General features: G+C 50.7%; 19 protein-coding genes. 7 read left to right on the top strand and 12 right to left on the bottom strand.

The genetic code is table 11. The features are described 5' to 3' along the window. Nucleotides 1-1,425 (bottom strand): PLP-dependent aminotransferase family protein, encoded by a 1,425-nt coding sequence (locus P2H89_RS32835; protein ID WP_275835309.1) that lies wholly within the window; start codon nt 1,423-1,425, stop codon nt 1-3. Nucleotides 1,426-1,519: 94 nt separating this feature from the next. On the opposite strand from P2H89_RS32835, the gene P2H89_RS32830 reads away from it, so the two are divergent. The 3 genes from P2H89_RS32830 to P2H89_RS32820 all read left to right on the top strand — a co-directional run bounded on the left by P2H89_RS32830 (nt 1,520) and on the right by P2H89_RS32820 (nt 4,766). After that, a complete protein-coding gene (locus P2H89_RS32830; protein ID WP_275835307.1) occupies nt 1,520-1,978 on the top strand; it encodes a GNAT family N-acetyltransferase in 459 nt (152 codons plus the stop codon). A gap of 816 nt (nt 1,979-2,794) precedes the next feature. Further along, nucleotides 2,795-3,796 carry an aldo/keto reductase gene (locus tag P2H89_RS32825; protein WP_275835305.1) on the top strand — a complete coding sequence of 334 codons (1,002 nt, stop codon included), beginning with the start codon at nt 2,795-2,797 and terminating at the stop codon, nt 3,794-3,796. A gap of 52 nt (nt 3,797-3,848) precedes the next feature. Further along, nucleotides 3,849-4,766, top strand: a complete 918-nt coding sequence (locus P2H89_RS32820; RefSeq protein ID WP_275835303.1) for an AraC family transcriptional regulator — start codon at nt 3,849-3,851, stop codon at nt 4,764-4,766. A 6-nt stretch (nt 4,767-4,772) separates the two neighbouring features. Here the strand turns inward: P2H89_RS32820 and P2H89_RS32815 are convergent, their stop codons facing one another. The 5 genes from P2H89_RS32815 to P2H89_RS32795 form a co-directional block, all read right to left on the bottom strand. Next, nucleotides 4,773-6,443, bottom strand: a complete 1,671-nt coding sequence (locus P2H89_RS32815; RefSeq protein ID WP_275835301.1) for a PepSY domain-containing protein — start codon at nt 6,441-6,443, stop codon at nt 4,773-4,775. A 2-nt stretch (nt 6,444-6,445) separates the two neighbouring features. Beyond that, the gene (locus P2H89_RS32810) at nt 6,446-8,776 is read right to left on the bottom strand and encodes a TonB-dependent receptor (protein WP_275835299.1); all 2,331 of its coding nucleotides are present in this window, start codon (nt 8,774-8,776) and stop codon (nt 6,446-6,448) included. Between the two features lie 227 nt (nt 8,777-9,003). Further along, a complete protein-coding gene (locus tag P2H89_RS32805) occupies nt 9,004-9,372 on the bottom strand; it encodes a hypothetical protein (RefSeq protein WP_275835297.1) in 369 nt (122 codons plus the stop codon). A gap of 158 nt (nt 9,373-9,530) precedes the next feature. Further along, a complete protein-coding gene (locus tag P2H89_RS32800; protein WP_275835294.1) occupies nt 9,531-10,280 on the bottom strand; it encodes an Ig-like domain-containing protein in 750 nt (249 codons plus the stop codon). 167 nt (nt 10,281-10,447) lie between these two features. Further along, on the bottom strand, nt 10,448-11,320 hold the full coding sequence (locus tag P2H89_RS32795; protein ID WP_275835292.1) for an AraC family transcriptional regulator: 873 nt from the start codon (nt 11,318-11,320) through the stop codon (nt 10,448-10,450). 317 nt (nt 11,321-11,637) lie between these two features. Between P2H89_RS32795 and ppsA the strand changes: the two genes are divergently transcribed. Beyond that, nucleotides 11,638-14,073, top strand: coding sequence for a phosphoenolpyruvate synthase (ppsA, locus tag P2H89_RS32790; protein ID WP_275835290.1), 2,436 nt, complete (start codon nt 11,638-11,640; stop codon nt 14,071-14,073). Between the two features lie 264 nt (nt 14,074-14,337). Continuing rightward, entirely contained in the window at nt 14,338-15,552 is a 1,215-nt protein-coding gene (locus P2H89_RS32785) for an SGNH/GDSL hydrolase family protein (RefSeq protein ID WP_275835288.1), read from the top strand. A 64-nt stretch (nt 15,553-15,616) separates the two neighbouring features. Here the strand turns inward: P2H89_RS32785 and P2H89_RS32780 are convergent, their stop codons facing one another. From P2H89_RS32780 to P2H89_RS32755, 6 genes are all read right to left on the bottom strand, one after another. Beyond that, complete coding sequence (locus P2H89_RS32780) at nt 15,617-16,891, bottom strand: hypothetical protein (RefSeq protein WP_275835286.1); 1,275 nt, start codon at nt 16,889-16,891, stop codon at nt 15,617-15,619. A 131-nt stretch (nt 16,892-17,022) separates the two neighbouring features. Then, on the bottom strand, nt 17,023-18,345 hold the full coding sequence (locus tag P2H89_RS32775; RefSeq protein WP_275835284.1) for a hypothetical protein: 1,323 nt from the start codon (nt 18,343-18,345) through the stop codon (nt 17,023-17,025). Nucleotides 18,346-18,355: 10 nt separating this feature from the next. Further along, nucleotides 18,356-19,138: an RMD1 family protein gene (locus tag P2H89_RS32770; RefSeq protein ID WP_275835282.1), complete on the bottom strand. Its 783-nt coding sequence runs from the start codon at nt 19,136-19,138 to the stop codon at nt 18,356-18,358. Between the two features lie 117 nt (nt 19,139-19,255). Further along, nucleotides 19,256-19,555, bottom strand: coding sequence for a thioredoxin (trxA, locus tag P2H89_RS32765; RefSeq protein WP_275835280.1), 300 nt, complete (start codon nt 19,553-19,555; stop codon nt 19,256-19,258). Between the two features lie 9 nt (nt 19,556-19,564). Further along, nucleotides 19,565-19,930 carry a hypothetical protein gene (locus P2H89_RS32760; protein ID WP_275835278.1) on the bottom strand — a complete coding sequence of 122 codons (366 nt, stop codon included), beginning with the start codon at nt 19,928-19,930 and terminating at the stop codon, nt 19,565-19,567. Nucleotides 19,931-19,950: 20 nt separating this feature from the next. After that, nucleotides 19,951-20,862: a J domain-containing protein gene (locus tag P2H89_RS32755; RefSeq protein ID WP_275835276.1), complete on the bottom strand. Its 912-nt coding sequence runs from the start codon at nt 20,860-20,862 to the stop codon at nt 19,951-19,953. Nucleotides 20,863-21,163: 301 nt separating this feature from the next. On the opposite strand from P2H89_RS32755, the gene P2H89_RS32750 reads away from it, so the two are divergent. Continuing rightward, nucleotides 21,164-22,195, top strand: coding sequence for an aldo/keto reductase (locus P2H89_RS32750; protein ID WP_275835275.1), 1,032 nt, complete (start codon nt 21,164-21,166; stop codon nt 22,193-22,195). 656 nt (nt 22,196-22,851) lie between these two features. Beyond that, a complete protein-coding gene (locus P2H89_RS32745) occupies nt 22,852-23,391 on the top strand; it encodes a hypothetical protein (RefSeq protein ID WP_275835273.1) in 540 nt (179 codons plus the stop codon). Nucleotides 23,392-23,396: the final 5 nt, after the last annotated feature.

The raw sequence follows: 23,396 nt of genomic DNA, 5'->3' as shown, positions 1-23,396 counted from the left end.
CTACGTGCCTGGATATTGCGATGCCACCAGTCGGCCAAGCACCTTTAATCTTTGCTTTACTTCATCCGACATCAACAAGCCTAAAGAAAGGCGCATGCAGTTTTGGTACTGATCCTGGAGTGTGAACATCCTACCGGGCGCAATGCTTATTTTCTGTTTCAGGGCAATATCAAACAACCCCGTTGTGTTTATCTTTTTATTGAACTCCACCCACATGGACAGTCCGCCCTGCGGCCGGCTCACTTTTGTATCCGCTGGGAAGTATTCAGTGATGGCATTGACATACTGCCCATAATTCTGCTGCAACAGACCGCGTATTTTTCGCAGGTGAAGATCGTACCGGCCAGATTGCAGGAAACTGGCTACCGCTTCATGGGTAATAGTGGAAGTCGATATGGCATGCGCGAACTTTAATTTCAACAACTGTTCTTTATACCTGCCCGGCGCCACCCACCCTACCCGGTAGCCGGGCGCCAGTGTTTTGGAAACGGAACTACACAACAATACATTTCCCTCTTTATCATAGGCCTTGCAGCACCTGGGTCGCTGTCCATCAAAATACAGATCACCATAGATATCATCTTCTATCAGCGGGATATTGTATTTGGCCAATAGCGCCACCACTTCTTTCTTCTGTTCATCGGGCATGCAACTGCCCAAAGGCGTATTAAAGTTGGGCACCAGCAGACAGAGATCGATCTTCTTCACCACCTTCTTCAAGGCGTCGATCGACACGCCTGTAATTGGATGCGTGGGCAGTTCAAGCACTTTCAGTCCAAGGCTGCTGGCCAGTTGTAAACTGCCGGGATAACAGGGACTTTCCATCGCAATGGTATCACCGGGCTTAGTGAGTGCCATCATGCACAAAGAAAGAGCATGCATGCCGCCGGCTGTGGTGATGAGATCGCTCTCCGGAAGTTTGCCGCCCCAGGAGATAGAGCGAGCAGCAATCATTCTCCGCAGGTTTTCATTTCCCTGCACCTGCTCATATTCAGTACCACTACCCGGAAGCTGCCGGGTAGCCTGTGCTATTTCTTTGTTCAGTTTGGCCAACGGCAGCAACGCTGACGATGGCACTCCAATGGAAAAATGCGTAATCCCTTTATGGCCCAGTGTGGAGTATACCTTGTTGATGATCTCGCCGGGCCCGGCATTGTTGCTTATAGGAGAAGGGCTACTGATGGCCGGAAGAGCAAGTCTTTGATGAGGCAACTGACTAACAAAGTAGCCTGATTGCGGCCTGGATTCAATGAGCGATTGCGCTTCCAGTTCCAGGAACACCCGTTTGGCAGTGTTCATGCCGATGCCCTGCTCTTCGCAAAGCATCCTCACCGAAGGCAAACGATCGCCCGGCTTCAATACCTTATCCCTGATAAGCCGGGCGATATTGTTGGATAGCTCGATATACAGGAAATCGCTTTTCATGGCATAAAGTTAACTGTGTCCATCAAAATACACAAAACTGAGACTGTGTTTATCCAGCTGGCAAAGGTAGCTTTGTGTGGTAAAATTGATAGCCATGCTGAACGTAGTGATTAAAACCGGTAAGGAGCAAATGGATGTAGAACTGGTACATCGTTTTTTGAGTGAGGAAACTTATTGGGCAAAAGGCATACCCTATACCATGGTTAATGATTCCCTGAGCAACTCTTTTTGTGTGGGCGCCTTTGTGGATGGCCGGCAGATCGGCTTCGGACGTGTCATTACCGATTATACGACGTTTGCCTGGTTCGCTGATTTCTTTGTATTCCCCGAGTACCAGGGCCAGGGAGTGGCCAAGAAGATGCTTGCTCATATCCTTGAACAAGGCTGGGCTAAACGCCTCCGCAGGATCATGCTGAATACCAGTGATGCCCATGGCCTGTACCGTCAATTTGGGTTTAAAGACCTTACGAACCCACCCTTTCTACAGGAAATATACAGGCCGGATGTTCATTTGCAGTTCACCCAGGACCACTTAGCCGATCGCCCGTTATAATACCTTCGAGCTTGCTGAGCTCGTCGCCAGCGCCCGTAAATAGCAGATCCGCTAATTAGCCTGTGGAACCCGTATTGCGACTTCCGGTTTCGCCGCCCGCCAGCGCACCTCCCCAAAATGCATTAGCGCCTCACCAGGCCGCGCACACCGATTCGCTAAGAAATTCCCGTAAATTTAAAATTCGTCCGATTATGCGCCTCTAACCACCTTTTAACACCGCCCCCCATACTCCCCTCGGCACGTAACTGGCCCCAAAGGCTAGTGGAATGGGTGCCGGGTTGGTGCGGACTTTTCGGGGTATTGCCTGGGAATGGCCTAAGGGTGGTCTGGGACTGGCCTAAGGCTCTAAGGGTTCTGTAGGGGTTCTGTACAGGTCGCGTACCACCCTTAGAGAGGTCCGCTGCCATTCTACTAGCTATTTGCGACAATCCAGTCGCTTGGGGACGCCCATCCAGTTCGCCCGGAATTAGCTTTACCTGTTCCAAGTTAATCCCAAACAGGCATGTAGTCCGTCTCTCATGTACTACCACCTGCCTGGAACTTCACTGCCGCCTGGCCGTATATTGCCTGAATATGGTACCTCTACATAGGGAGCGCAGGCAATGTCCAGGCAATGTGCAGGCAATATGCAGGCAGTATGGCAAGGCCCTCCCGGGCATAAACAGCCCATCGTTACGGTTTCTCCAACCATAATTCCCAAAACCGGAAAATCAAACACCCTTTACCCGACTCTGGATACACCTTACCCTTTTTTGGACACTTTTCCCAGTCACTCCAAACCCACCTTTGCTGCATCATTCAACAAAGCATTTGAACATGAAAATGATTCAGTTAGGTAGTCAGGGACTTACTGTACCCTCCATAGGGCTGGGCTGTATGGGCATGACGGGCATGGCCCAGTTCGACATCTACGGCAAAGCCAACGAAGCCGACAGCATCGCCACCATTCACCGTTCGCTGGAACTGGGTTGCAACTTTCTCGACACAGCCGACCTCTACGGCCCGCTGGTCAACGAACAACTCATTGCCAAAGCCATTAAAGGCAAACGCTCAGCATACATCCTGGCCACCAAATTCGGCTATGAGATCGACGACAGCGGCGCGCTGACCTGGCAACTCAAGGCCGATAAAAACTATGTAAAAAAGGCTACCGAACGCTCCCTGCGCAACCTGGGCACTGACCATATCGATCTCTACTACCTGCACCGCGTAGATCCGCAAACACCCATTGAAGAAACTGTGCAGGCCATGGCGGAACTGGTACAGGAAGGCAAGGTGCGGTATATCGGTCTCTCGGAAGTATCTTCCGCCACCATCCGTAAAGCACACGCCATTCATCCCCTCACCGCCGTTCAATCGGAGTACTCCCTGTTCGAACGCAGCATCGAAGAACAAGGTATTCCCGACACCCTGCGCGAACTGGGCATCGGCCTCGTGGCCTATTCACCCCTGGGTCGCGGTTTCCTGACCGGAGAACTGAAAAAGCCCGAAGACCTCGCCGCCGACGATTTCAGGCGATCGATGCCCCGCTTCCAGGGCGAACAGTTCTATAAGAACATCGAACTGCTGCAGGCCATTGAAAAAATGGCTGCCGAAAAAGAGATCACGCCTTCTCAACTGGCACTCGCCTGGGTCATCGCCAAAGGCATCGTACCCATTCCCGGCACCAAGCGCATTAAATACCTCGAGCAAAATATTGCTGCAGACAGCATCACCTTGAGTAGTGAAGAACTTCGCCGGCTGGAATCAATCATTCCGCTCGGCACCATCACCGGCGACCGTTACGACGCCGCCGGCATGCAGGCCGTGAACCGGTAAAAACAAAAAGCAGGTAACTCTGCGTTACCTGCTCTAATTTTATAGTATCATCATGAGCGATCAGCGCCCACATATCATCGAATCCATCACCGAGCAACACCGTATACTCTCGTTGCCCAAGCCACTGCATCCACTGGTGAGCGTTTTCAGACTGGAAACTGCTGCTCACAGGGCCGAAGAGCTCAACCGTCGGTTTTCCCTGGGCTTTTATTGCGCCTCCCTGAAGCGGGGCTTCAAAGGAAAGTTCCGGTATGGCAGAAACTACTACGACTTCGATGAAGGCGTGATGTCTTTTATCGCTCCTCACCAGGTACTCGAAAACCAAAGCGTTGAAGAATATGACCTCACCGGCATCTGCCTCTCCTTCCACCCCGACTTCATTCGCCCCTACGCCCTCGGTAAAAAGATCCAGGAATATGGCTTTTTCGGTTATGCGGTGAATGAAGCCCTGCACCTATCCGACAAAGAAGAGACCTTGATCGAGCGGATCATGCTCGACATTGAAACAGAATACCAATCCAACATCGACTCTTTCAGCCAGGATGTCGTGATCGCCCATATTGAACTGTTGCTTACTTATTGCAACCGGTTCTATACCCGTCAGTTCCTGACCCGCAAAGCCGTCAACAACGACCTGCTTGCACGTATCGAAGAACTGCTGGCAGCATATTTCCAACATGAAGTACCGCTCACCAAAGGCTTGCCCACGGTAGAATACCTCGCCTCGCAGGTACACCTTTCGCCCGGTTACCTGAGCGATATGCTGCGCACCCTCACCGGTCAAACCGCACAGCAACTAATCCATGGTAAGCTGATTGAAAAAGCTAAGAACTTCCTGGCCGAGACCGATTGGCCCGTGGCCACCATCGCCTACCAACTGGGCTTCGAACGCCCCCAGTCTTTCAACAAGCTGTTCAAAAACAAAACCAACAGCACGCCTCTGCAATACCGGCATTCGTTGCGGGGATAATCCCCCCTACGCACTGCGCCGCTGTTGCCTGCTCTTCCACCAAAACCACAGACCCACGCCCACCATCATCATCTGCATGGCAGCCCAGAACATGGTGCTTACATCACGCGTTGTTTTACCGCCCCAATCCATGAAGTGGTGCTTATGGAATAAAGCGAAGCTATATCCCTCCGCCAGGTCTTTATCATTCACCATCGCAGCCAATTTGCCGCTACTGGTCTCCACATAATATCTTTCCTCGCTATTCTCCGCATACCCCACCTTCCAAACCGGCAGGCGCTTGTTCACAAATCCATATTCCCCTTCAAACTTTGTCACCACATTGGTGGCTATGATCTTATCCGACGGGCGACCGCTGAAGGCCGTGGCCAGTTCGCGTGCATATTGCTCCTCACCGCCTGCCAGCAATGTATAATCTGCGGCCCGCACATACAGTGTGTTCGGCGGCGGCACCGTCATACTTTTCATCAGGTCCTTACCACCCTTTGCCGCTGCCTGATGCGCCATGGTTTTGGCCGACTTATTAAATACCTGCCAATAGCGTTCACCCTGCACCTGTACGAGCGACAAGTTGGTGATCAAGCGGTCTGCCCCAACAGCACTGTCCAGCTTATCCCAATCGGCTGCTGCTTCAGTAGCCGCATACCTATAATCGGCAAAATACAGGTGACGGGTATCCGGCTTCAGTTTTTCGAACGCATGATACCCACCACTGATGGTGAACAATAGCGTAAACAAGGAAGCAGTCACCGATGTAAACCGGTGGATGCGGCGTGCACGCACTTTAGCATTGCCGGCTGCCTTCTTTGCTTTTGTGGTGAAGAACATATACAGCCCCATCACGGTCGTAAAGACGGCCAATAACATGATCAGCATCTCCGCGATATATTTTGCCCGGCCCATAAAATCGAGCCAGCCAAGGGTATGAAAGAGCGAGAAGAAGGTATCGAATGCCGCCCGCTTATTATCTACTGCAAAGGCAAAACGATCCTGGGCGGTCTCCACATAAATACGAATACCATCGGGCCGGTTAAAGCTCACCTTCCAGGCCGGCAGGTAACGGTTCACATATTTGTACTCGCCATCATACTGCTCTTTAAACTGTACGGTAGTCACTTTGGCGCCCTTCGTTACATTCATGATGGCCGCCATGGTATTGGTGCAGCAATCATGATCGCCCCCACCCAGCGCTTCGGCCGCCACCGTAGTGGCAGTACCGGGCAATGGCTCAGGTTTCAAGGAGGCCAGCATTTTATGCGACTTCGCTTCGGCGGCCGCCTGCTCATCTCCTTCCAGGAATTGCTTGGCCAGGTAACGGGCATACAGCTCATCACCATCGGGCAACAATTTGCCATTCTCTGTACTGTAATACTTCAGCACTTTACTCGCCGGCAGCTTCACCTGGTAAAACCAGTTGCTGTGCATGGTCACCAGCCTGAACTGACTAAAACTATCAATCTTATTCTTGCGCAAGGCATCGGCGAGCGATACCCTGATCTTTGCTGTGTCGATGACAGGAGCCTGTAATTTCTGGGTGGCCACCTGCGGACGAACATTGGTCATCAGCGGATGCATGAACCCACTGAGCGCCCAGAGGAATACAGGAACAGCAATGATCAAACTGGCTATACGGTGCCAGCGATACATATGCCGGCGGATATATTGACGGATGCTCATCCTTACTTTTTGAAGAGTTGACCAAAATCGCAGGAAAGTCCTACGGTTACATTACGGGGTTCGGCTGGGTTGTAGCTATAACCAAAACTGCTTTTGCTGGCCGTGTACGCATAATAGCTGTTGCCGAGGTTCACGGTATTTACCCACAGTTCCAGGGCCTTCCACTGATAACCTGCACGCAGGTGTACCACATCGAAGCCGGGATATTTGACCGTGTTCACCGGATCGAGCCAATAGCTGCCCAGGTGCTGCCATTCAACACCAAGGCGCAATCCTTTCACATACGACGGGCGATACCACAGTTCTGTATTGTAGATCCAGTTGGGCGCGCCATTCATTTCATTGCCATTGTACTTAACCCCTTTCTCGTTGAAGTCGACGAATTCGTGGCGGCTGTAGGCGCCACTAAAGCGAAGGCTGACATCTTTCACCGGGTTCACATTAACGCCCAACTCGATGCCTTTGTGCAGGGTTTTACCGGCATTGCGGTTTTCGGAAGAGCCATCATCGAGCTTTACCGATACTACTTCGTTGGTACCATCGAGGTAATACAAACTCAGGTCGGCGCTCAGCTTTCCTTTCAGCAAACTGATCCATCCCCCTGCTTCGTAATTATAGAACACCGAGGGATCGAGGTTGGGCACTTTTACGCCACGGTACATTTCCGTAACCTGCGGCGGCACAAAGCCCTGGCTGTAGTTGGCATAGATACCCGCAGCCCGGCTGAAGTTATAGGTGAACCCGATCTTCGGACTTACGGCACTAAAGTGATTGACAGTATCCGGCGATCCACTGTAGGAGGATGGTTTCAGGTAGTTATCGAACTGATAGCGGAACACATCGTAGCGGAGCGATGCCACTACACGCAGCTTTTCGATGGGCGACAGCTCTAGGTTCACATAGGCCGCATAATTGTTGAGGTTGCTGCGGTAGTTGGTGAGCACACTGTCTTTCGTTTGATAGCTTTCGTATTTACCTGACACGGAATCCTTTTTGATGCGGATATAGTCTGCCCGGTAAGTAGAGGGGCTAATGTCTGCACTCACCCCGCCGATGATGGCAGCATCTTTCCATTGAAACTGCTGCTTGTGCTGGGCGATGAGTACATAACTATTGAATGAGGCGTCATTGATCTCTCCATGTGCCAGATCCTTTTTACCGATCCAGGCACTGCCCTGGCGGCGATAATCGTCTTTTACGGAATAGGCAGGGTTTTGTCCGATGCTATTGTTGCGATAAAGGAAGGACACGCTGCTCTTGCTGTGTTCGTTCCAGGAATGGTTGAGCGTAGAACGATACCGCTGTCCGGCCACCTTACGGTAGGTAAAGGTTTGCGGATTCCTGAACGACTTACTGGCAAATTTGGCGCTATCGATACCACCCGGCATATCGCTGTAATAATCGAGCCAGGTGAAGGAGTTCGTGAGAAAGGTTTTATCGCTGAAGCGGTAATCGACACGGGCAGTGATAATGCCTTTGTGAAAATCACTGTATTCAATATAACTGTTGCGTTTATCGGCATAATACCCATTAACGCTTACACCCCATTTGCCGCTGGTGAAGCCGGTCTGCAGATCGGTGCGCTTGTAGCCAATGTCATTGCCCTGCACAGATAATTTAAGGGAAGGGAGGGCAGTAGGCGCCAGCGTAATAAAGTTCACCACGCCGCCGATCGCTTCACTGCCATAGAGGGAAGAGGAAGGTCCTTTGACCACTTCAATATTACGTACAGCAGCCATATTCATTTCGAGGAGGGCATTGTGATTGAAGAGGCCGGTGGTGCGGATGGGCATGCCATCTTCGAGGTATAAGAAAAGACTTTTGGTGGTCATAGGCTGGCGGATGCTCATGGAGTGTTGCTCGTTGCCGAGGTTGACCATGTACACGCCGCTTACTTTATTGAGCACCTGGTCTACGGTGATCGGTTTGGTATCCTGGATGGTTTTGGCGGTGAGGGTATTGATCGCAACCGGCGCCTGCGAACGGCGCGCCACATCGCGGTTGGCGGAGATCACCACTTCGGGCATGGTATTGTTGCCCGACTGCAACGCTATCACCAGGTTGGTTTGTTGCGGCTCCACCACCATGGTGAGAGGCTGGTAGCCGATACAGGATACGACCAGCGACTGAGACTGTCCTGTTGAGGTGATCTCAAATTCGCCTTTATTATTGGTAGCGATGCCTTTAGCGGCATCCTTTACTTGAATGGAGGCGTGCGGGATCGCTTCTTTGGTTATACCATCGATGATCCTGCCGCGGCAGATCGTTTGCGCGAAGCTATTTTGTACCAGTACGAATAAGCCAATGATAAGGTAGGTAAGAACTGATTTCATAATAATCCGGTTTTGGCATGAAGTATTGCCACTTTTGCCAGCGCAAAAGTGCACGGAACAACGGGCCACTTCAACAGCGTGCTGCATGAAGTGGAATTATCGGAACATGAATTGGAATGGCCCTGAGGCCGGTTACGGACAGCTACGTACACAACTGGTTATGTTTCCTGCTCACCGGTTAAGCAAGGCACAATAGTTGGCATGTGCTGAGAATAATAGAGCTGTTATCAGGCTCGTGGAGGATGAAATATGGCGGCCGTTTCCTGTAGCAGGATGGATGCCGTATGGGAAGGAAATGGAGTGGCACTTACTGTAAAAGGTTCAATATTGACCGTATTGGCCACTTCATTGAACAACAGTACTTCAAACTTTTCTTTACCGCCATTGAGGGGCGTACTTTCCTGCCTGTCTTGCGCGGCCATTTGTTTGCGGAGGTAACATTTACCGTGACAGGACGACTGGGGCTTGTTGCGGTTTTCGCAGAGCGTGGCAGCGATGGTGCGTTGGTTGACGACGAAACTCACTAACAACCAGCATTTGCTGAATGTTTGGGCCATCACGATGACCAGTAATAATATCGCACCAAATTGCTTCAACGGCGTAAGATGGTGCAAAAGTAAGGCCAGAAGATCATAAATACCTTACCCGAATCAGGTATTATTATGAAAAAAATCAGGCCTGCCCAATCAGATCCTGTTCCCGGTACGGGCATAGGGTGATCTAAAGGCAGGCCTGCTTAGCGCAATAGCAGGTGCTATTGCCCTTCCTTATAGTCGATGGCGGCCATGTTGTTGCCGTCGGGTGATTCGGGTTCAAAATCCATCTGGATGGAGGAGGCGAACTGACCGTTGGCATAGCGGTTCCGCAGGAGCACTGATTTGGTCACCGCGCCCAACTTGTAGACTGCAGTTACTGTGTAACGACCAATGGGAATATCCCTCAGATAAGACGTATTGGCCACTTCATGCAGTTTCAATACCTGGCCTGTGGAGCCATCGATGAGCGTGCCAACGGGTGTAAATGTATACTCAATATTTTCCGAATCATACAAGTCACTGCCAATACCTCTCGTAAGGATGATATTACCTCCGTAAGTACCCGTCATTGGCGATTTTCTGGCGCCGGTGAGTTTCCAGGTGAAATTGCATACGCCGCCATCTATGCTGAATCCGCTGTTATTGTCCGGATGGAGCCTTACTTCGTAGGTCTTGCCATTGTATTCCTTCTCCAACGTGGCATAGGGCATCCACGACCCGGTAGTCAGTTTCACCTTAAAATCGCCGTTGGCATTCGTTTTACCGGATATGTATGAATTAAAGATGAGGGTATTATCGAGCAGTATCTCTACATTGGCCAGCGGCTTCCCGTTGGTATCTACCACATGGCCTGTTGCGTATCCTTTTTCGGGATCGGCGCCTTCCCCTTCGGGATCTTTATGACAGGATAACAACACCGGCAGCGCGAGGAGCAGGCTGCCAATCCGGAAAATACTGGTCAGTTTCATGGTCTTAACTTTTTGATGACTATTGATTTTGACCTAAAACTAACTGTGGTCCAATGCTTCTCCAATGGACGCCGTTTTAAATGCTGATTTTCCACGCTGAAATGCTGTTGGAGGCATGGTGAAGATCAACCACTCCGGGCTACCTGGGGCCGTTGGCGCCCCCTCTCCTATTTCATGTCCTGGTAATGCTTGCGGTGCGCCATGGGCGTTTTACCGGTGATGGATTTGAAGTGACGGTTGAAGTTGGAGAAATTATTGAATCCGCTTTCATAACATACATCAGCAATGCTTTTCTGCGTTTCGGCGAGTAGCTTACAGGCATGCCCTATCCGCACTTCCATCAGGAACTGCGAGAAGGTCTTCTTGATGCGCGACTTGAAATACCGGCAAAAGGAATTGGGACTGATGTGGACTACCTTCGCAATCTGCTCGAGCGTGATCTCCCGCGAAAAGTTCTTCATGATGTACTGATAAATACTGTTCATGCGATCGGCCTCCATTTCATTGTAATGAAAATCGAGTCCCTTGCTGCAAACTGTTTTGGTTTGCCGGGATGCTGCGATCTCCTGCAATATCTGCATCAACAATATGATGCGTTCGCTTTTACGCGCGCCTACCAGCTGCTGCATATAGGCCGCTACCTGCTGGCGGGTTTGGTGTTTGATGCGCACTGCCTGCTGTGCTTTGTCAAATAACTTCAGCAAGTCTTTGTTTTCCGGCAGCTTAAAGAAATCGGCCCCCATGCACTCGGGGGTAAAATGTACGATGATGGCTTCCGTATGCAGGGTGGAGTTCTTGCGCAGGAACTTTTCATCGCTGCGGAACCAATGCGGCAGGTTGGCCCCCAGCAATATCATATCATTGGCTTTGAAGTGGTGAATGTGGTCGCCGATGAACTGCCTGCCGTATCCTTTTACTATATGTACCAGCTCCAGTTCGGGATGATAATGCCAGCTATTGGAAAACGCAGGGGCAATTTCGTGCCTTACACTAAATGAATGTTCCGCCTCTAATGGGATCTTGATCAACTGGGCCTTCATGCTAAATCGATTTTAATACTTTCATGGTATGAAATAGGCTGCTAAATCAACACATGATGTTAAGATAGTACAAAAACTGGGTAATCGGATGGAAAGATGTTTTCTCTTTTGCCCCTACTTTTGAATTCACAAATCGGCTCTGTATCCGATAACGGGATTTCTTTCAGGCATCAGTGGTGCACATCTATCGACTGCCTGCATTAGCTTTCATTGTACATCAACAATCCAGTTTGTCCTTAATGCCTTAGTGTATCTCATACATAAGCTATGAGGGGGATATGCTTTGCTCTTACTTTAAAACCAGAAAAACAAAACACATGTCAAGCCCGATCATCATGCAACTCAACCAGGCCGGTATTAAGGATATCGAATTGGTGGGCGGCAAAAACGCTTCCCTCGGAGAAATGCTGCAAAACCTAACGCCGCTGGGTGTAAGGATCCCGCAAGGATTTATTGTAACGGTAGCAGGTTATAACAGGTTTCTCTGCTTCAACAAACTCAACGACCGTATTCATGAACTGATTGACAACATCAAGACAGATGACATCGCTTCGCTGCAGGAAAACGGGGCGGCTATCCGCAAGCTCATTTGCCGATGCCCTTTCCCGGCAGAAATGATCGATCAGATCAGCGATGCTTATGATCTGCTCTCCGATCAATACAAGCAGATCTGCACGGATGTAGCGGTTCGTTCTTCCGCTACCGCAGAAGACCTGCCGGATGCTTCCTTTGCCGGCCAGCAGGATACGTATCTTAATGTACGCGGTATCGATCAGCTGCTCGACTCTATCAAGCATTGCTTTGCTTCGCTCTTTACCGACCGGGCGATCAGTTATCGCCAGGGCTTCGGGTACGACCATTTCAAAATAGGCCTGTCAGTATGCGTGCAAAAGATGGTGCGGTCGGACCTCGGTTCTTCGGGTGTCGCTTTCTCGCTCGACACCGAAAGCGGTTTCCGCGATGCAATCGTCATCAACGGCGCCTTTGGCCTGGGTGAGCTGGTTGTACAGGGCACGATTTCGCCCGATGAGTTCATCGTATTCAAACCCACGCTACAAAAGGGTTTCCAATCCATCATAGAGAAAAAACTGGGCAGCAAGGAAAAGAAAATGGTGTATGGGGAAGAGCCCGGCGAGCGGGTGGCGATCGTGAACACACGTCCGCAGGAAAGGGATCATTTCTGTCTGCCCGATCACCAGATCATGCTGTTGAGCAAATGGGTCATGGACATCGAAAAATATTATTCCACGCTGCATAAACGCTGGTGTCCGATGGATGTGGAATGGGCCCTGGATGGTGTTACGAAAGAGCTCTTTATTGTTCAGGCCCGGCCAGAGACCATCCACTCGCGTAAACAGCGCGGCAGCTTCACCGAATACACGATGAAGGATGGTGACCGTTCTTCGAAGATCGTAGCAAAAGGTATTGCCGTGGGCGATAAGATCGCCAGTGGAAAAGTACGGGTTTTACAATCGGTGCATAGTCAGGCCATCCATACCATCTCCTTCAACAAAGGCGATGTACTGGTCACCGACATGACCGACCCCGACTGGGAACCCATTATGAAAAAAGCGGCCGCCATCATCACGAACAAAGGAGGCAGAACCTGTCATGCTGCCATCGTTGCCCGCGAACTGGGTGTGCCCGCCATTGTAGGCTGCGGCAATGCCACCGAATTATTGAAGGAGGGTCAGGTGATCACCGCGTCATGCGCCGAAGGGGAAACGGGTATTATTTATGATGGCATCATCCCTTTTGATACGACTACCTACGATGAATCGTCGTTCCCGACAGTAGATACACCGGTGCTGCTGAATGTGGCATCCCCCGATATGGCCTTCCGCTTTGCCAGCCTGCCCTGCAAGGGTATCGGCCTGGCGCGGGAAGAGTTCATCATCAACAACTATATTAAAGTGCATCCTCTCGCCTTGCTGCACCACCGCGAACTGGGTGATGATAAGCTGAGTGCCTCTATCGCGGAGATCACACGAGGTTATAAGGATGAAGAAGAATTCTTTGTACAGAAACTGGCACAGGGTGTCGCCAAGATCGCTTCGGCTTTCTATCCACACCGGGTGCTGGTGCGGTTCTCCGATTTCAAGAGCAATGAGTATTACAACCTGCTTGGCGGCAATCATTTTGAGCCCGAAGAAGAGAACCCGATGATCGGCTGGCGAGGAGCCTCCAGGTATTATTCACCACAGTACCGGGAAGCCTTCCTGCTGGAGTGCCGGGCTATCAAGCTCGCCAGGGAAAAGATGGGGTTAAGGAATATCGTGACGATGATCCCCTTCTGCCGTACGGTAACCGAATTGCTGCAGGTATATGATGCGATGAAAGAAGGCGGACTGGAACGTGGCGTAGACGGTTTGCAGGTAGTGCTGATGGCCGAATTGCCTTCGAACATTATCATGGCGCGTCAATTTGCCCAGCATATCGACGGATTCTCGATCGGCTCGAACGACCTTACCCAGTTGGTGTTGGGTCTTGACCGCGACTCATCGCTGGTGGCACATATATACGATGAGCGCAATGAGGCCGTGAAGTCGATGATCGAAATGCTGATACAGGCGGCGCGTGAAGCCAATATATCGGTGGGCATTTGTGGCCAGGGGCCTAGTGATTTCCCCGACTTTGCCCAGTTTCTCGTGGAGATGGGTATCGACTCGATATCCGTGACGCCCGACTCTTATTACAAAACAGTAAAAGCCATTCATAGTATTGAACAGCAACTAAAAGTCTTAATAGCTTGATCGGGATTGCTAACAGGCTGGGTGCGGTGGAGTCTGCATCAATCGTATAACCGGCCCGGCCTGATTTTTTGAAACAGGAATGTACCCCTAAGCAACCTGCCGGTTTTGGATAGTCAGCATTGCGGCGCTGGGTGTTCAATGGCCGGCAGGTTCACTATGTAGGGGGCGCTGCGGGGCCTCGCGATAAAATAGCTGAGTGATTCGTTACAAAATAGGACAGCAATGTGAAGGCGAATAAATAGATTGCGGGCCTAATCATTTTGCATGTACCGTACATCCTTGTTGCTGCTGATCTGTTCCACCCTGTCATTCATTAGTTTGGCCCAGCCGGCCTCCAGGCTGTCCAGCGACCTGTTTCACCAACATCGCGGTGGCACCAACAATACCATGGAGCGCCTTTACAGCAACAGTTCACTAAAGAAGGAAATTACCATTGCCTATCTCGGCGGTTCCATCACCAATATGAATGGATGGCGCAACAAGGTCGATTCTTTCTTCCGGGCCGATTTCCCCGAATTCAAATTCCGCTTCATCAATGCCGGCATCCCTTCCCTGGGCAGCCTGCCCCACTCCTTTCGCCTGCAGCGCGATGTGCTCGACTCCGGCCGCATTGACCTGCTGTTTCTCGAAGCAGCCGTGAACGATCATGTAAACGGCACCGACAGCCTTACGCAGGTGCGTACGCTGGAAGGCATCATACGCCATGCCCGCAAGAGCAATCCCTATATAGATATTGTCATGATGTCGTTTGCCGATCCGGATAAAACAAAAGATTATGACGAAGGCAGGATACCGGTGGAGGTCATCAATCATGAATTGATAGCCACCCATTACAATTTACCTTCTATCAACCTCGCCAAAGAAGTACATGACCGAATGCGGAATGGCGAATTCTCCTGGGAGAAGGATTTCAAGGACCTGCACCCGTCGCCTTTTGGACAACAGTTATATTTTAACAGCATTCAATCCCTCCTGACCCTGGATTCTCTCAAACCTATCTTTGTTCTGTCGCGTATAGAACCCCATCTCCTGCCAGCCCCCCTTAACCCTACCGCCTTCGAGCGTGGAAAATATGTTGCCATCGGAAAAGCCCGCAAGGATACTGCCTGGACCATCAACCCCGACTGGACACCCACCGACGGTCTCAACACCCGTAAAGGATTCGTGCATGTACCCATGCTGGTGACTACCACGCCGGGCGCTACGCTCAAACTGCCTTTTAAAGGCACGGCAGTGGGCATAGCGATCGTTTCGGGCAAAGACGCTGGCATCATTGAGTATTCCATCGACAAAGGCCCCTTTCGGCAGATCGACCTGTTTACCCAATGGAGTAAGTCTCTGCATTTACCCTGGTATGTACTATTTGATGGCAGTTTGAAGCGGGGCAAACATACTGTTCAACTACGCGTATCGAATAACAAGAACCCCAACAGCAGCGGTCATGCTGTTCGCATTGTGCACTTTTTGGTGAATGAATAAAAAAACCGCCCCCATGGAGCGGCCTTTTGTCTTTCATGGTAAGAATATACTGTATTGCTTGCTGTTACTCCTCCCGCCGCACGTTGAAGTAGCCTTTAACAGCATGAGTTCTGATGAATTCCCCGCCACCGCTATTGGCATCATACCTTCCGGCGTTGCTGATCGTAAAATCGCCCGACACCATTTCGCCGACAGCGGCCCATCGGGTGATCCTGAGCGAACCTGTGCTGAATACCGGCTGTGTTTCGCCGTGGTGCGCCAGCAGGGTGTGATCGTTGATCCGGAGCGGCTCTTCATAATAGAATGAAGTTCTATCGCCCCACGAATAGGTTCCGGCGCCGGTAAATCCTTCGGTCGCCGCCACTCCTTGCCATGCTCCCAAACGGTCGGCTCTCCACTCCAGTTCAAATACACCATTACTGCCTGTTAACCGGCATTCGGAATAGTTAAGGCCCGCTTCCTGATCGATCTTTATCCATACGCCCTTCTTAGGCAATACCCATATATTGGATATCAATAATAAAGTGGCGGCATTCTTTAACTGCACGGACACAGCCACGGGGTTGCGTGCCGGAAGTTCGCCGGGCGCTGTATACACGGCTGTATTGCCACTGGGATTCAGCTCTCCCCCACCTACCAATTTCCATTCTTTAATGAGCGATTCGCGCAGGGGGATTGGATTGGCTATCCTGGTGACCGGGATAAGATCTTCCTCGACGTAGGCGATACCCAGGTCATCGTCGAGGCGTACGTGGCTAACAACCTTCAGTGTCAGTTGCTCTCCGGTGAAAAGCACCCAGTATGCTGGTTCCAGGTCCAGGAATTTCATTACTGCCCAGTCGCTGAAGTGCGTGGTTTGCACGCTCACCGTTTTATTTCCTTTATCGACGCTATAACCTTTGGGAATTTTCCATATCCGGTCATTATCCTGGAAGGCGATCGCCAATGCGTCTGGCGATGGTATGCTATCGAGGTATTGTGCGTAGGAGAATTTGACCGTGACCGGTTTGGCGAATTTGATACCATGCGGCAACAGGCGGTAATTGAGTCCGAAGCCGCCCGGCGTGGTGTTTTCTACTGGCTGAATACTGATGGCGGTATTGGCCGTCAATGCCCCTGCAGGTATGGTGAGTTGCAATTGTCCGTCGGGGGTAGCCAGTGTACCTCCCTGCACGCCGATCGTGGCAGCAGTTTGCTGGCCATAGACATTCCCGACCGGAGCCACAAAGGGCTCTAAGGGTTCTTCCGCGGCTTTCTTTTCCTTACTACAGGCTGCAAACAGCAGCCCTCCCATCACCACCAGCATGGCGAGGTTTCGCATAGGCATTCTTATGATCATGACGCTTATTTACTGTAAATAAACAATGCGTAGGATTCAATTTCAGCAGTAACCGACAAAGGGGATACATTGTCGACCAAGGATGCTTATTGCCACTTAAAATGATGAAAATGATGTTTAAAATGCACGCACTACTGACAATAATAAGGACCGGCTACCTGCTTCACCGGCATGTCTTCGCGGCTATCATCGAGGACAATAACATAATAGGTTTTGCCGCCCGGCAATACACGCACGACTATGTGCCCCTGCTGACTGGTATACGATCGATCAACGAGCGGACCGATGACCAACTTTGTAGGCTCCATCATATTGGTAGCAAAGAGATCGCGTTTGGCCTGATAAATATGAGGAGAGGTAACGCGGATCAATACTTCATGACCGGGATGGTCGGCCGTCCACACCTGCTGTATCCACACCTGCGGTTGTAGTGTACGTACCTGAAATTCGCTGACGGCATCGCGGTTGCCATGGTGATCCATCGTGGCCACATTTACTTTGCCAACGGCTTTGGCTACGGGCGTCTCTACATCTCGCCAGGACGCATCGCCCAGGAATACATTACCCGGACAATCCCCACCGGTATAATAGGTAAAGGGGCCGTAATGAATGGTAAGCACATTGCTCAGGCTGTTCTCATCGGCCCAGGTTTTATTATTAGCAGGGTCAACGGATGGAAAATGCTGCGCCACGGCACTATCTTTTCCAGTCCATATCCATCCATTGGATTTCACATTGCGCACATAACATTCGACATAACGGCCTGGCTGGTGCTGCAACCTGATCTGGCTGCGCGAACCCGCTTTTAACCATTGCAGCTGCATGCCTTTTTGTTGTTCGGCCTGCATAAAGGCTTGCAGGTTCGTCCAGGTCTTATAGAAATTATTATTGACATTGCCGCTTCTGATCAATTGAGTAGTTACCGGGACCGGGTAAGCGGTATCGCGCAATAGCAAATGCCGGATTGGCAGCAATCCACCTACGCCTGTAATGCCCGTCAGTGCATACTGCTTGTTTTTCGACAAGGGTGCCGACGGGTACCAGCATCCAAAATGATCATCGTGAAAATGGGAGATCACCGCATAGTCGATGCCCCCTTTGTTGGCTGGCGGCGCTACCTGTTGAATGTAACGCGCTATCCATTCATAAGGCTGCCGGCTATCGTTGGGCCGCAAGGGCGTATTGCGTTTGGAGGTAGTACGCGGGTTGGTGGGGTCCATCTCGCCGGCATCGAACAGGATGGTCGTAGCATCGGGCAGTATGTAATAGGCTGCATTTCCCCGGCCGGTATTGATATGGTGCAGATCGAGGTACCCTGCCTGCCAGGCAGGCATCGGTTGCCCTACTATAGCTACCGGCCTGGTGGTGTCGTCCGATTGGGCCTGGACACCGGCATAGGGAAACATCAGCGCCATCAGTACGGCGCCGGATAAAATGAGTTGTTGGTGCTGCATGGAATAGGTGTTAGAATAACTTACCGAAGAATATGTTCAGGATCTCCACCGCAATGAGGATAATGATGATCCACTCGAGGGTTGAACTGTGCGAATGCTGGTTGATGTCTTTGAATATCTCAAGGTTTTCCTGTATGATATCCAGGCTTTCCTGCAGGCTGCGGTAGCGGATGCGGATATCCAGCTCGTGGTTCAGCTGCGTGTGCAGGTCATTGAGGTACTGATCGTTCCAGGTAATATCGGGGCTGTCGAATATATACAGGTTGCGCGCGATGCGGTTCTTAAGATTGAGCGCCTTGCCAATGTACTTCAGCAGCGCTTTTCCTTTGATGGAGAATTTCCCTTTTTCTTCGAGCTCTACGCCGAAAAAGGCTGTTTGCTCCAGCAGGATATTGGTCTGGTCGATATAATAATCCAACGCCACCGACTGCGCGATATTGAGCATTACAATTTTAGCCACATCGACATTGATATGGTTAACGATGATCTTATCGAACAATACTTTGGTGGGGGCATCGGCGATCATCTCGATATCCGTCTCTTCACTTTCCAGCTCATTCACTTCGAGGTTGAGGATGCGGCGAATAGAAGTAATGATATCTGTTTGAAGTGTTTTTTCAATTCCGAAGAAAACAACGCTGCCATAATCGAATACCTGAAACCAGGAGTACTCGCCGGTCTCATAGATCAGTTCAGTAGGATCGGCATATACACAACGAAAAGTGAGGCTATTTTTGATCAGCTTGAGGTCCAGTCTTCCGCCCAAATGATATCCGATAGTGGTAACGCGCATAAATGGTTCGAGGTTGTGCCACTGCTAATGTACGCATATTTCGGGCAAGCCCAAGGGAGGGCGCGGCAGCATGAAGCAACAAACAGCTGGAAGGCAGTTAATGGTATCTCACGGTCATTAAACCAGGTGTTGGCCGATGGCCGCCACGAGGCTGCTTTTATTGACCATGCCGGCCTGGCGCCAGAGTACTTTTCCATGCCTGAACAGTATCAGCGTGGGGATGCCCGTTACCCCAAAGGCCTGGGCGGCCTGCTGGTTATTATCGACATTGATCTTGATCGTTCTTACTTTATTGGTCATTTCGTGGGCCACCTCGCGAATGATGGGGTCCATGGCTTTGCAGGGACTGCACCAATCGGCATAGAAATCGACCAGCACGGGCATATCACCTTGTATTAGATCCTGAAACGATTGCATAGGTATGATTTATGATGTTACCCGGCCTGCTGCCAGCTCCACCTGCAGCCTGGCTACTACCGGGTTTTCAATATCGGCATTCAATAGGATGAGCTGGAGGCCCAGGTCGGACACCAGCCAGTCTTTCTTCAACGCTTCTTTTTCGTAAATGAAAATACTTTTAAAATGTTCCGATGGCTGTATGCCCGCCGACACGCAAACGATCAATGCCTTCCGCACTGCTTTCTCCAGTTCTTCTTCATCGAGCAGCGCCCTTTCTTTCAGCGAACCTGCATAGTGGATCAACCGGCGGCTCAGCAGTATCTCCCGCACATCATCCACAACATTGGCATAGGCATCAGTGTACGATTGGTAAATGATCAGATCCGGATGCATAGTGTTTGTATTTTCAGGTTCTATGATTCGAACGTTTTCTGCAGGCGCCTGAACAATTCCTGTTGTTCTTCGCTCAACTGTTCAGGTATCTTAACCTGCACTTCGAGCAGCATATCGCCCTGCTGACCTTCCTGTCCGTATACCGGCATTCCCTTACCGCGCAGGCGCAACAATTTGCCGGGCTGTGTGCCGGCACCAATCTTGATCTTCAATTGCCCCGACAGGGTACGCACCACCTGGTCGCCTCCCAGTACGGCCGTGAACAGGTCTACCTGGATGGTTTGCCGCAGGTCGTTCCCTTCTACTTTAAACGTGGCATCGGGCGTTACATGGATCGTAATAAAGAGATCGCCGGCCACGCCGCCATTCATGCCATGAGCTCCTTTGCCTGCCAGTCTGATGGTGAGCCCTTCATACGTACCGGGCTTGAGGGTAATGCGGATCTTCTGTTCGTTGACATTCACGATGCGCGAAGTGCCCTCAAATGCTTCCAGCAGGGTAATGGTCATGGACGACTGATAATCCTGTCCCTTGCGCTTGCGCGTACTGCGGCGCGAATTGCTGCCACTGCCGCCGGTGCGGCCAAAGAACTCTCCGAATATATCCGAGAAATCGCCGCCCTGTCCAAAGAACTCGCTGGGATCGCCCTCGTATTGATAGGACTGTCCGCCCCCCTGGTATTGATGCTGACCCTGCTGAGCCCCATTGAACTGGTTCCAGTTGGCGCCATATACATCGTACTTCTTGCGTTTTTCGGGGTCGCTCAACACTTCGTAGGCCTCGTTGAGTTCCTTGAATTTCTCTTCAGCCTCTTTATTGCCGGGGTTCTTATCGGGATGGTATTTGACAGCCAGCTTACGAAATGCCTTTTTGATCTCATCATCTGTTGCCTGCTTCGAAACGCCCAATATGGAATAATAATCTTTTGCCACTGACGGTTTGTACTTTTTAAAGGTTGAATGGTGATCGTTGGTACCTCGTTATGAAGGTGGTCACTACAATACGGTGCCACTGGCTATCGATAACACGGTAAGGGAATAAGTGTTGGAGAAGCGATATTAAAGTTACAATAAGAATCATTATGTAGCATTCCTTCCACAGGCAAATCTGCCCGAATCTATCAATCTGCCGGTATGGTTGCCGGGAAAAATGCGGGCAAACTGACCAGCTGCCGCCCAAACAATCTCCGGCGGCGGGTTGTTATCCTCCCATCATCATTATCAACTCGTTTTTATGGAATACAGACAATTGGGCAACTCCGGGCTGCAGGTACCGGTATTGAGTTTCGGTACAGCGACCTTTGGCGGCGTGGGAGATTTCTTCAAAGCCTGGGGCACCACGCAGCAGGAAGAAGCCAACCGCCTGGTGAAATTGTGTATGGACGCAGGTGTTAATTTCTTCGATACCGCCAACGTTTATTCGCGTGGCGTGGCCGAAGAGATACTGGGCCATGCGATCAAGGGCATCCGCGACCAGGTGATCCTTTCCACCAAAGCAACCTTCGTCATGGGCGACGGCCCCAATGATTATAGTTCGTCGCGTTTCCATTTACTGCGGCAGGTGGAAGATTCCCTGCGGCGTCTGCAAACCGACTATATCGATATTTATCATATGCATGGGTTCGATGGCAATACGCCGGTAGAAGAAACCCTGCGCACGCTCGACAACCTGGTGCAAAGCGGCAAGGTGCGTTATATTGCCTGCTCCAATTTCTCGGGATGGCATTTGATGAAATCGTTGTCGGTCTCGGAAAGGTATGGCTGGACCAAGTACATCGCCCACCAGGCGTATTATTCTTTGCTCGACCGCGAGTTTGAATGGGAATTGATGCCGCTGGGCATCGACCAAAAGGTCGGCACCATTGTGTGGAGCCCGCTGGCCTCGGGCCGGCTGGGTGGCAAATACCGCCGCAACCAACCACTGCCCAAAGAGAACAGGGTGCAACAGGGCGGCGGCCACGGGCCAGCGCTCAATGAAGAATTTCTCTATACGATCATGGATGCCCTCGATGAGGTGGCTGCCGAAACCGGCAAGTCGGTGGCGCAGGTAGCGCTCAACTGGGTATTGCAGCGCCCTACGGTTGCCAATATCATTATTGGTGCACGCAACGAGGAGCAATTGAAGCAGAACCTGGACGCGGTAGGCTGGAACCTGACCACGGAGCAGGTCAAAAAACTCGATGCTGCCAGCGACAGGGATGCTATTTACCCCTACTGGCACCAGCGGCAGAATACGCAGCTAAATCCGTTGCCGAAGTTTTATTGATCACTACCGACTCTGCGACCACTGCGGTTGATGAATGTCGAAAAGAAGCGGTTTTCCCTTAGTGAGAAGCTGCCGGATGTGATTTCCGCGATACGGGAAGATAAATTTGGTGACGGGCCGGTGGTGATTGTACATTACAGTAAGGGTTTTGAGCTCTGCCTGGGGTTCAGCAAGTTTTAATGGCACATTTCGAGCAAACCCGCCATGGGACTGCATCCGCCATTTTGAAACAGAAAAAAAGCCCGTCCAGCCTGCATTTGATGCCTGTTGCCTTACTATTCCCTTAGACTTCCCTTGGAGTTCCCTCGGAGTTCCTTTGCCCCTCCTATGGGCTTACTCACAGCGTACGCAGGAATTGATCGGGGACTGATCAGAGCGTGACCGGGGGCGGATCAGGCCGGGATCAGTCAGGGAGCACCAGCCTTTTTTTTGCAGTCAGTGAGGATCTTAAGCAGCAAGGCTCTAAGGTCCAGGGTGCTATTTACAATAATTTACAACGTTTACATTTGAATTTACAACCCTGACCCTTCAAGCTGGAAGGATCAAAGTAGTTTTGCTGTATCAAACATTACCGGGCTACGAAAAACAAAAAAGAAATGCCTTAAACGGTTGTGATTTATAAGGAGATCAATCTTTGTTAATTAAATCTACAATATATGAAAAAAGTTATCTATTCGTTGATCCTACTGCTGGTTGTGGTAAGCGGACTAGTATATGCTAATCACGAAACCAACAATGAAACGCCCAAAAAATCACCCCCCCAGCCACTCTCTGCTGCTGAAAGGGAAGCCGCATTGAGACAATGGGAGGCTACGCCTGGAGGTATAAGTTACAAAAAGTGGGTAGCGTCTCCCGAAGGTAAAAAAGTGCTTGCCGGTGCTGCTAAATTAAGCAAGCATATAAGTGATTCTAGCAATATGGAGGCTGTTGTAACCTCCCTTTCTCTTCCGCCAGGCTCAAGATTGGGTTTCGGTGTGATGGCCAGGATTGATGGTGTCGATTATATTGTAACATTTGAGCCGGAAAAGTCTCAACTTGAGCAATTGCAGAGCCTGAAAGTTAACGACAAAATCATTATAAGAAGCCATGTCGTATCACACGCGCCTAAGTATTCCTATCCAATAGTAAGGTGCAACTATGCAGAACGAGATAGTAAAGTAATTTTTAAACGTATCCCTCGCAAAGATGGTTGCTAAATAAG

The sequence above is a fragment of the Paraflavitalea sp. CAU 1676 genome, from assembly GCF_029223285.1.
Classification (GTDB): domain Bacteria; phylum Bacteroidota; class Bacteroidia; order Chitinophagales; family Chitinophagaceae; genus Paraflavitalea.
The sequence above is the reverse complement of the archived record's forward strand: the minus strand, read 5'-3'. Positions and strand labels throughout refer to the sequence as shown.

Coding starts and splice junctions, on each gene's coding strand:
- P2H89_RS32800 (WP_275835294.1), bottom strand. CDS start 10,280: ATGAAACTGACCAGTATTTTCCGGATTGGCAGCCTGCTCCTCGCGCTG.
- P2H89_RS32830 (WP_275835307.1), top strand. CDS start 1,520: ATGCTGAACGTAGTGATTAAAACCGGTAAGGAGCAAATGGATGTAGAA.
- ppsA (WP_275835290.1), top strand. CDS start 11,638: ATGTCAAGCCCGATCATCATGCAACTCAACCAGGCCGGTATTAAGGAT.
- P2H89_RS32795 (WP_275835292.1), bottom strand. CDS start 11,320: ATGAAGGCCCAGTTGATCAAGATCCCATTAGAGGCGGAACATTCATTT.
- P2H89_RS32775 (WP_275835284.1), bottom strand. CDS start 18,345: ATGCAGCACCAACAACTCATTTTATCCGGCGCCGTACTGATGGCGCTG.
- P2H89_RS32825 (WP_275835305.1), top strand. CDS start 2,795: ATGAAAATGATTCAGTTAGGTAGTCAGGGACTTACTGTACCCTCCATA.
- P2H89_RS32770 (WP_275835282.1), bottom strand. CDS start 19,138: ATGCGCGTTACCACTATCGGATATCATTTGGGCGGAAGACTGGACCTC.
- P2H89_RS32750 (WP_275835275.1), top strand. CDS start 21,164: ATGGAATACAGACAATTGGGCAACTCCGGGCTGCAGGTACCGGTATTG.
- P2H89_RS32745 (WP_275835273.1), top strand. CDS start 22,852: ATGAAAAAAGTTATCTATTCGTTGATCCTACTGCTGGTTGTGGTAAGC.
- P2H89_RS32820 (WP_275835303.1), top strand. CDS start 3,849: ATGAGCGATCAGCGCCCACATATCATCGAATCCATCACCGAGCAACAC.
- P2H89_RS32780 (WP_275835286.1), bottom strand. CDS start 16,891: ATGATCATAAGAATGCCTATGCGAAACCTCGCCATGCTGGTGGTGATG.
- trxA (WP_275835280.1), bottom strand. CDS start 19,555: ATGCAATCGTTTCAGGATCTAATACAAGGTGATATGCCCGTGCTGGTC.
- P2H89_RS32835 (WP_275835309.1), bottom strand. CDS start 1,425: ATGAAAAGCGATTTCCTGTATATCGAGCTATCCAACAATATCGCCCGG.
- P2H89_RS32785 (WP_275835288.1), top strand. CDS start 14,338: ATGTACCGTACATCCTTGTTGCTGCTGATCTGTTCCACCCTGTCATTC.
- P2H89_RS32815 (WP_275835301.1), bottom strand. CDS start 6,443: ATGAGCATCCGTCAATATATCCGCCGGCATATGTATCGCTGGCACCGT.
- P2H89_RS32810 (WP_275835299.1), bottom strand. CDS start 8,776: ATGAAATCAGTTCTTACCTACCTTATCATTGGCTTATTCGTACTGGTA.
- P2H89_RS32760 (WP_275835278.1), bottom strand. CDS start 19,930: ATGCATCCGGATCTGATCATTTACCAATCGTACACTGATGCCTATGCC.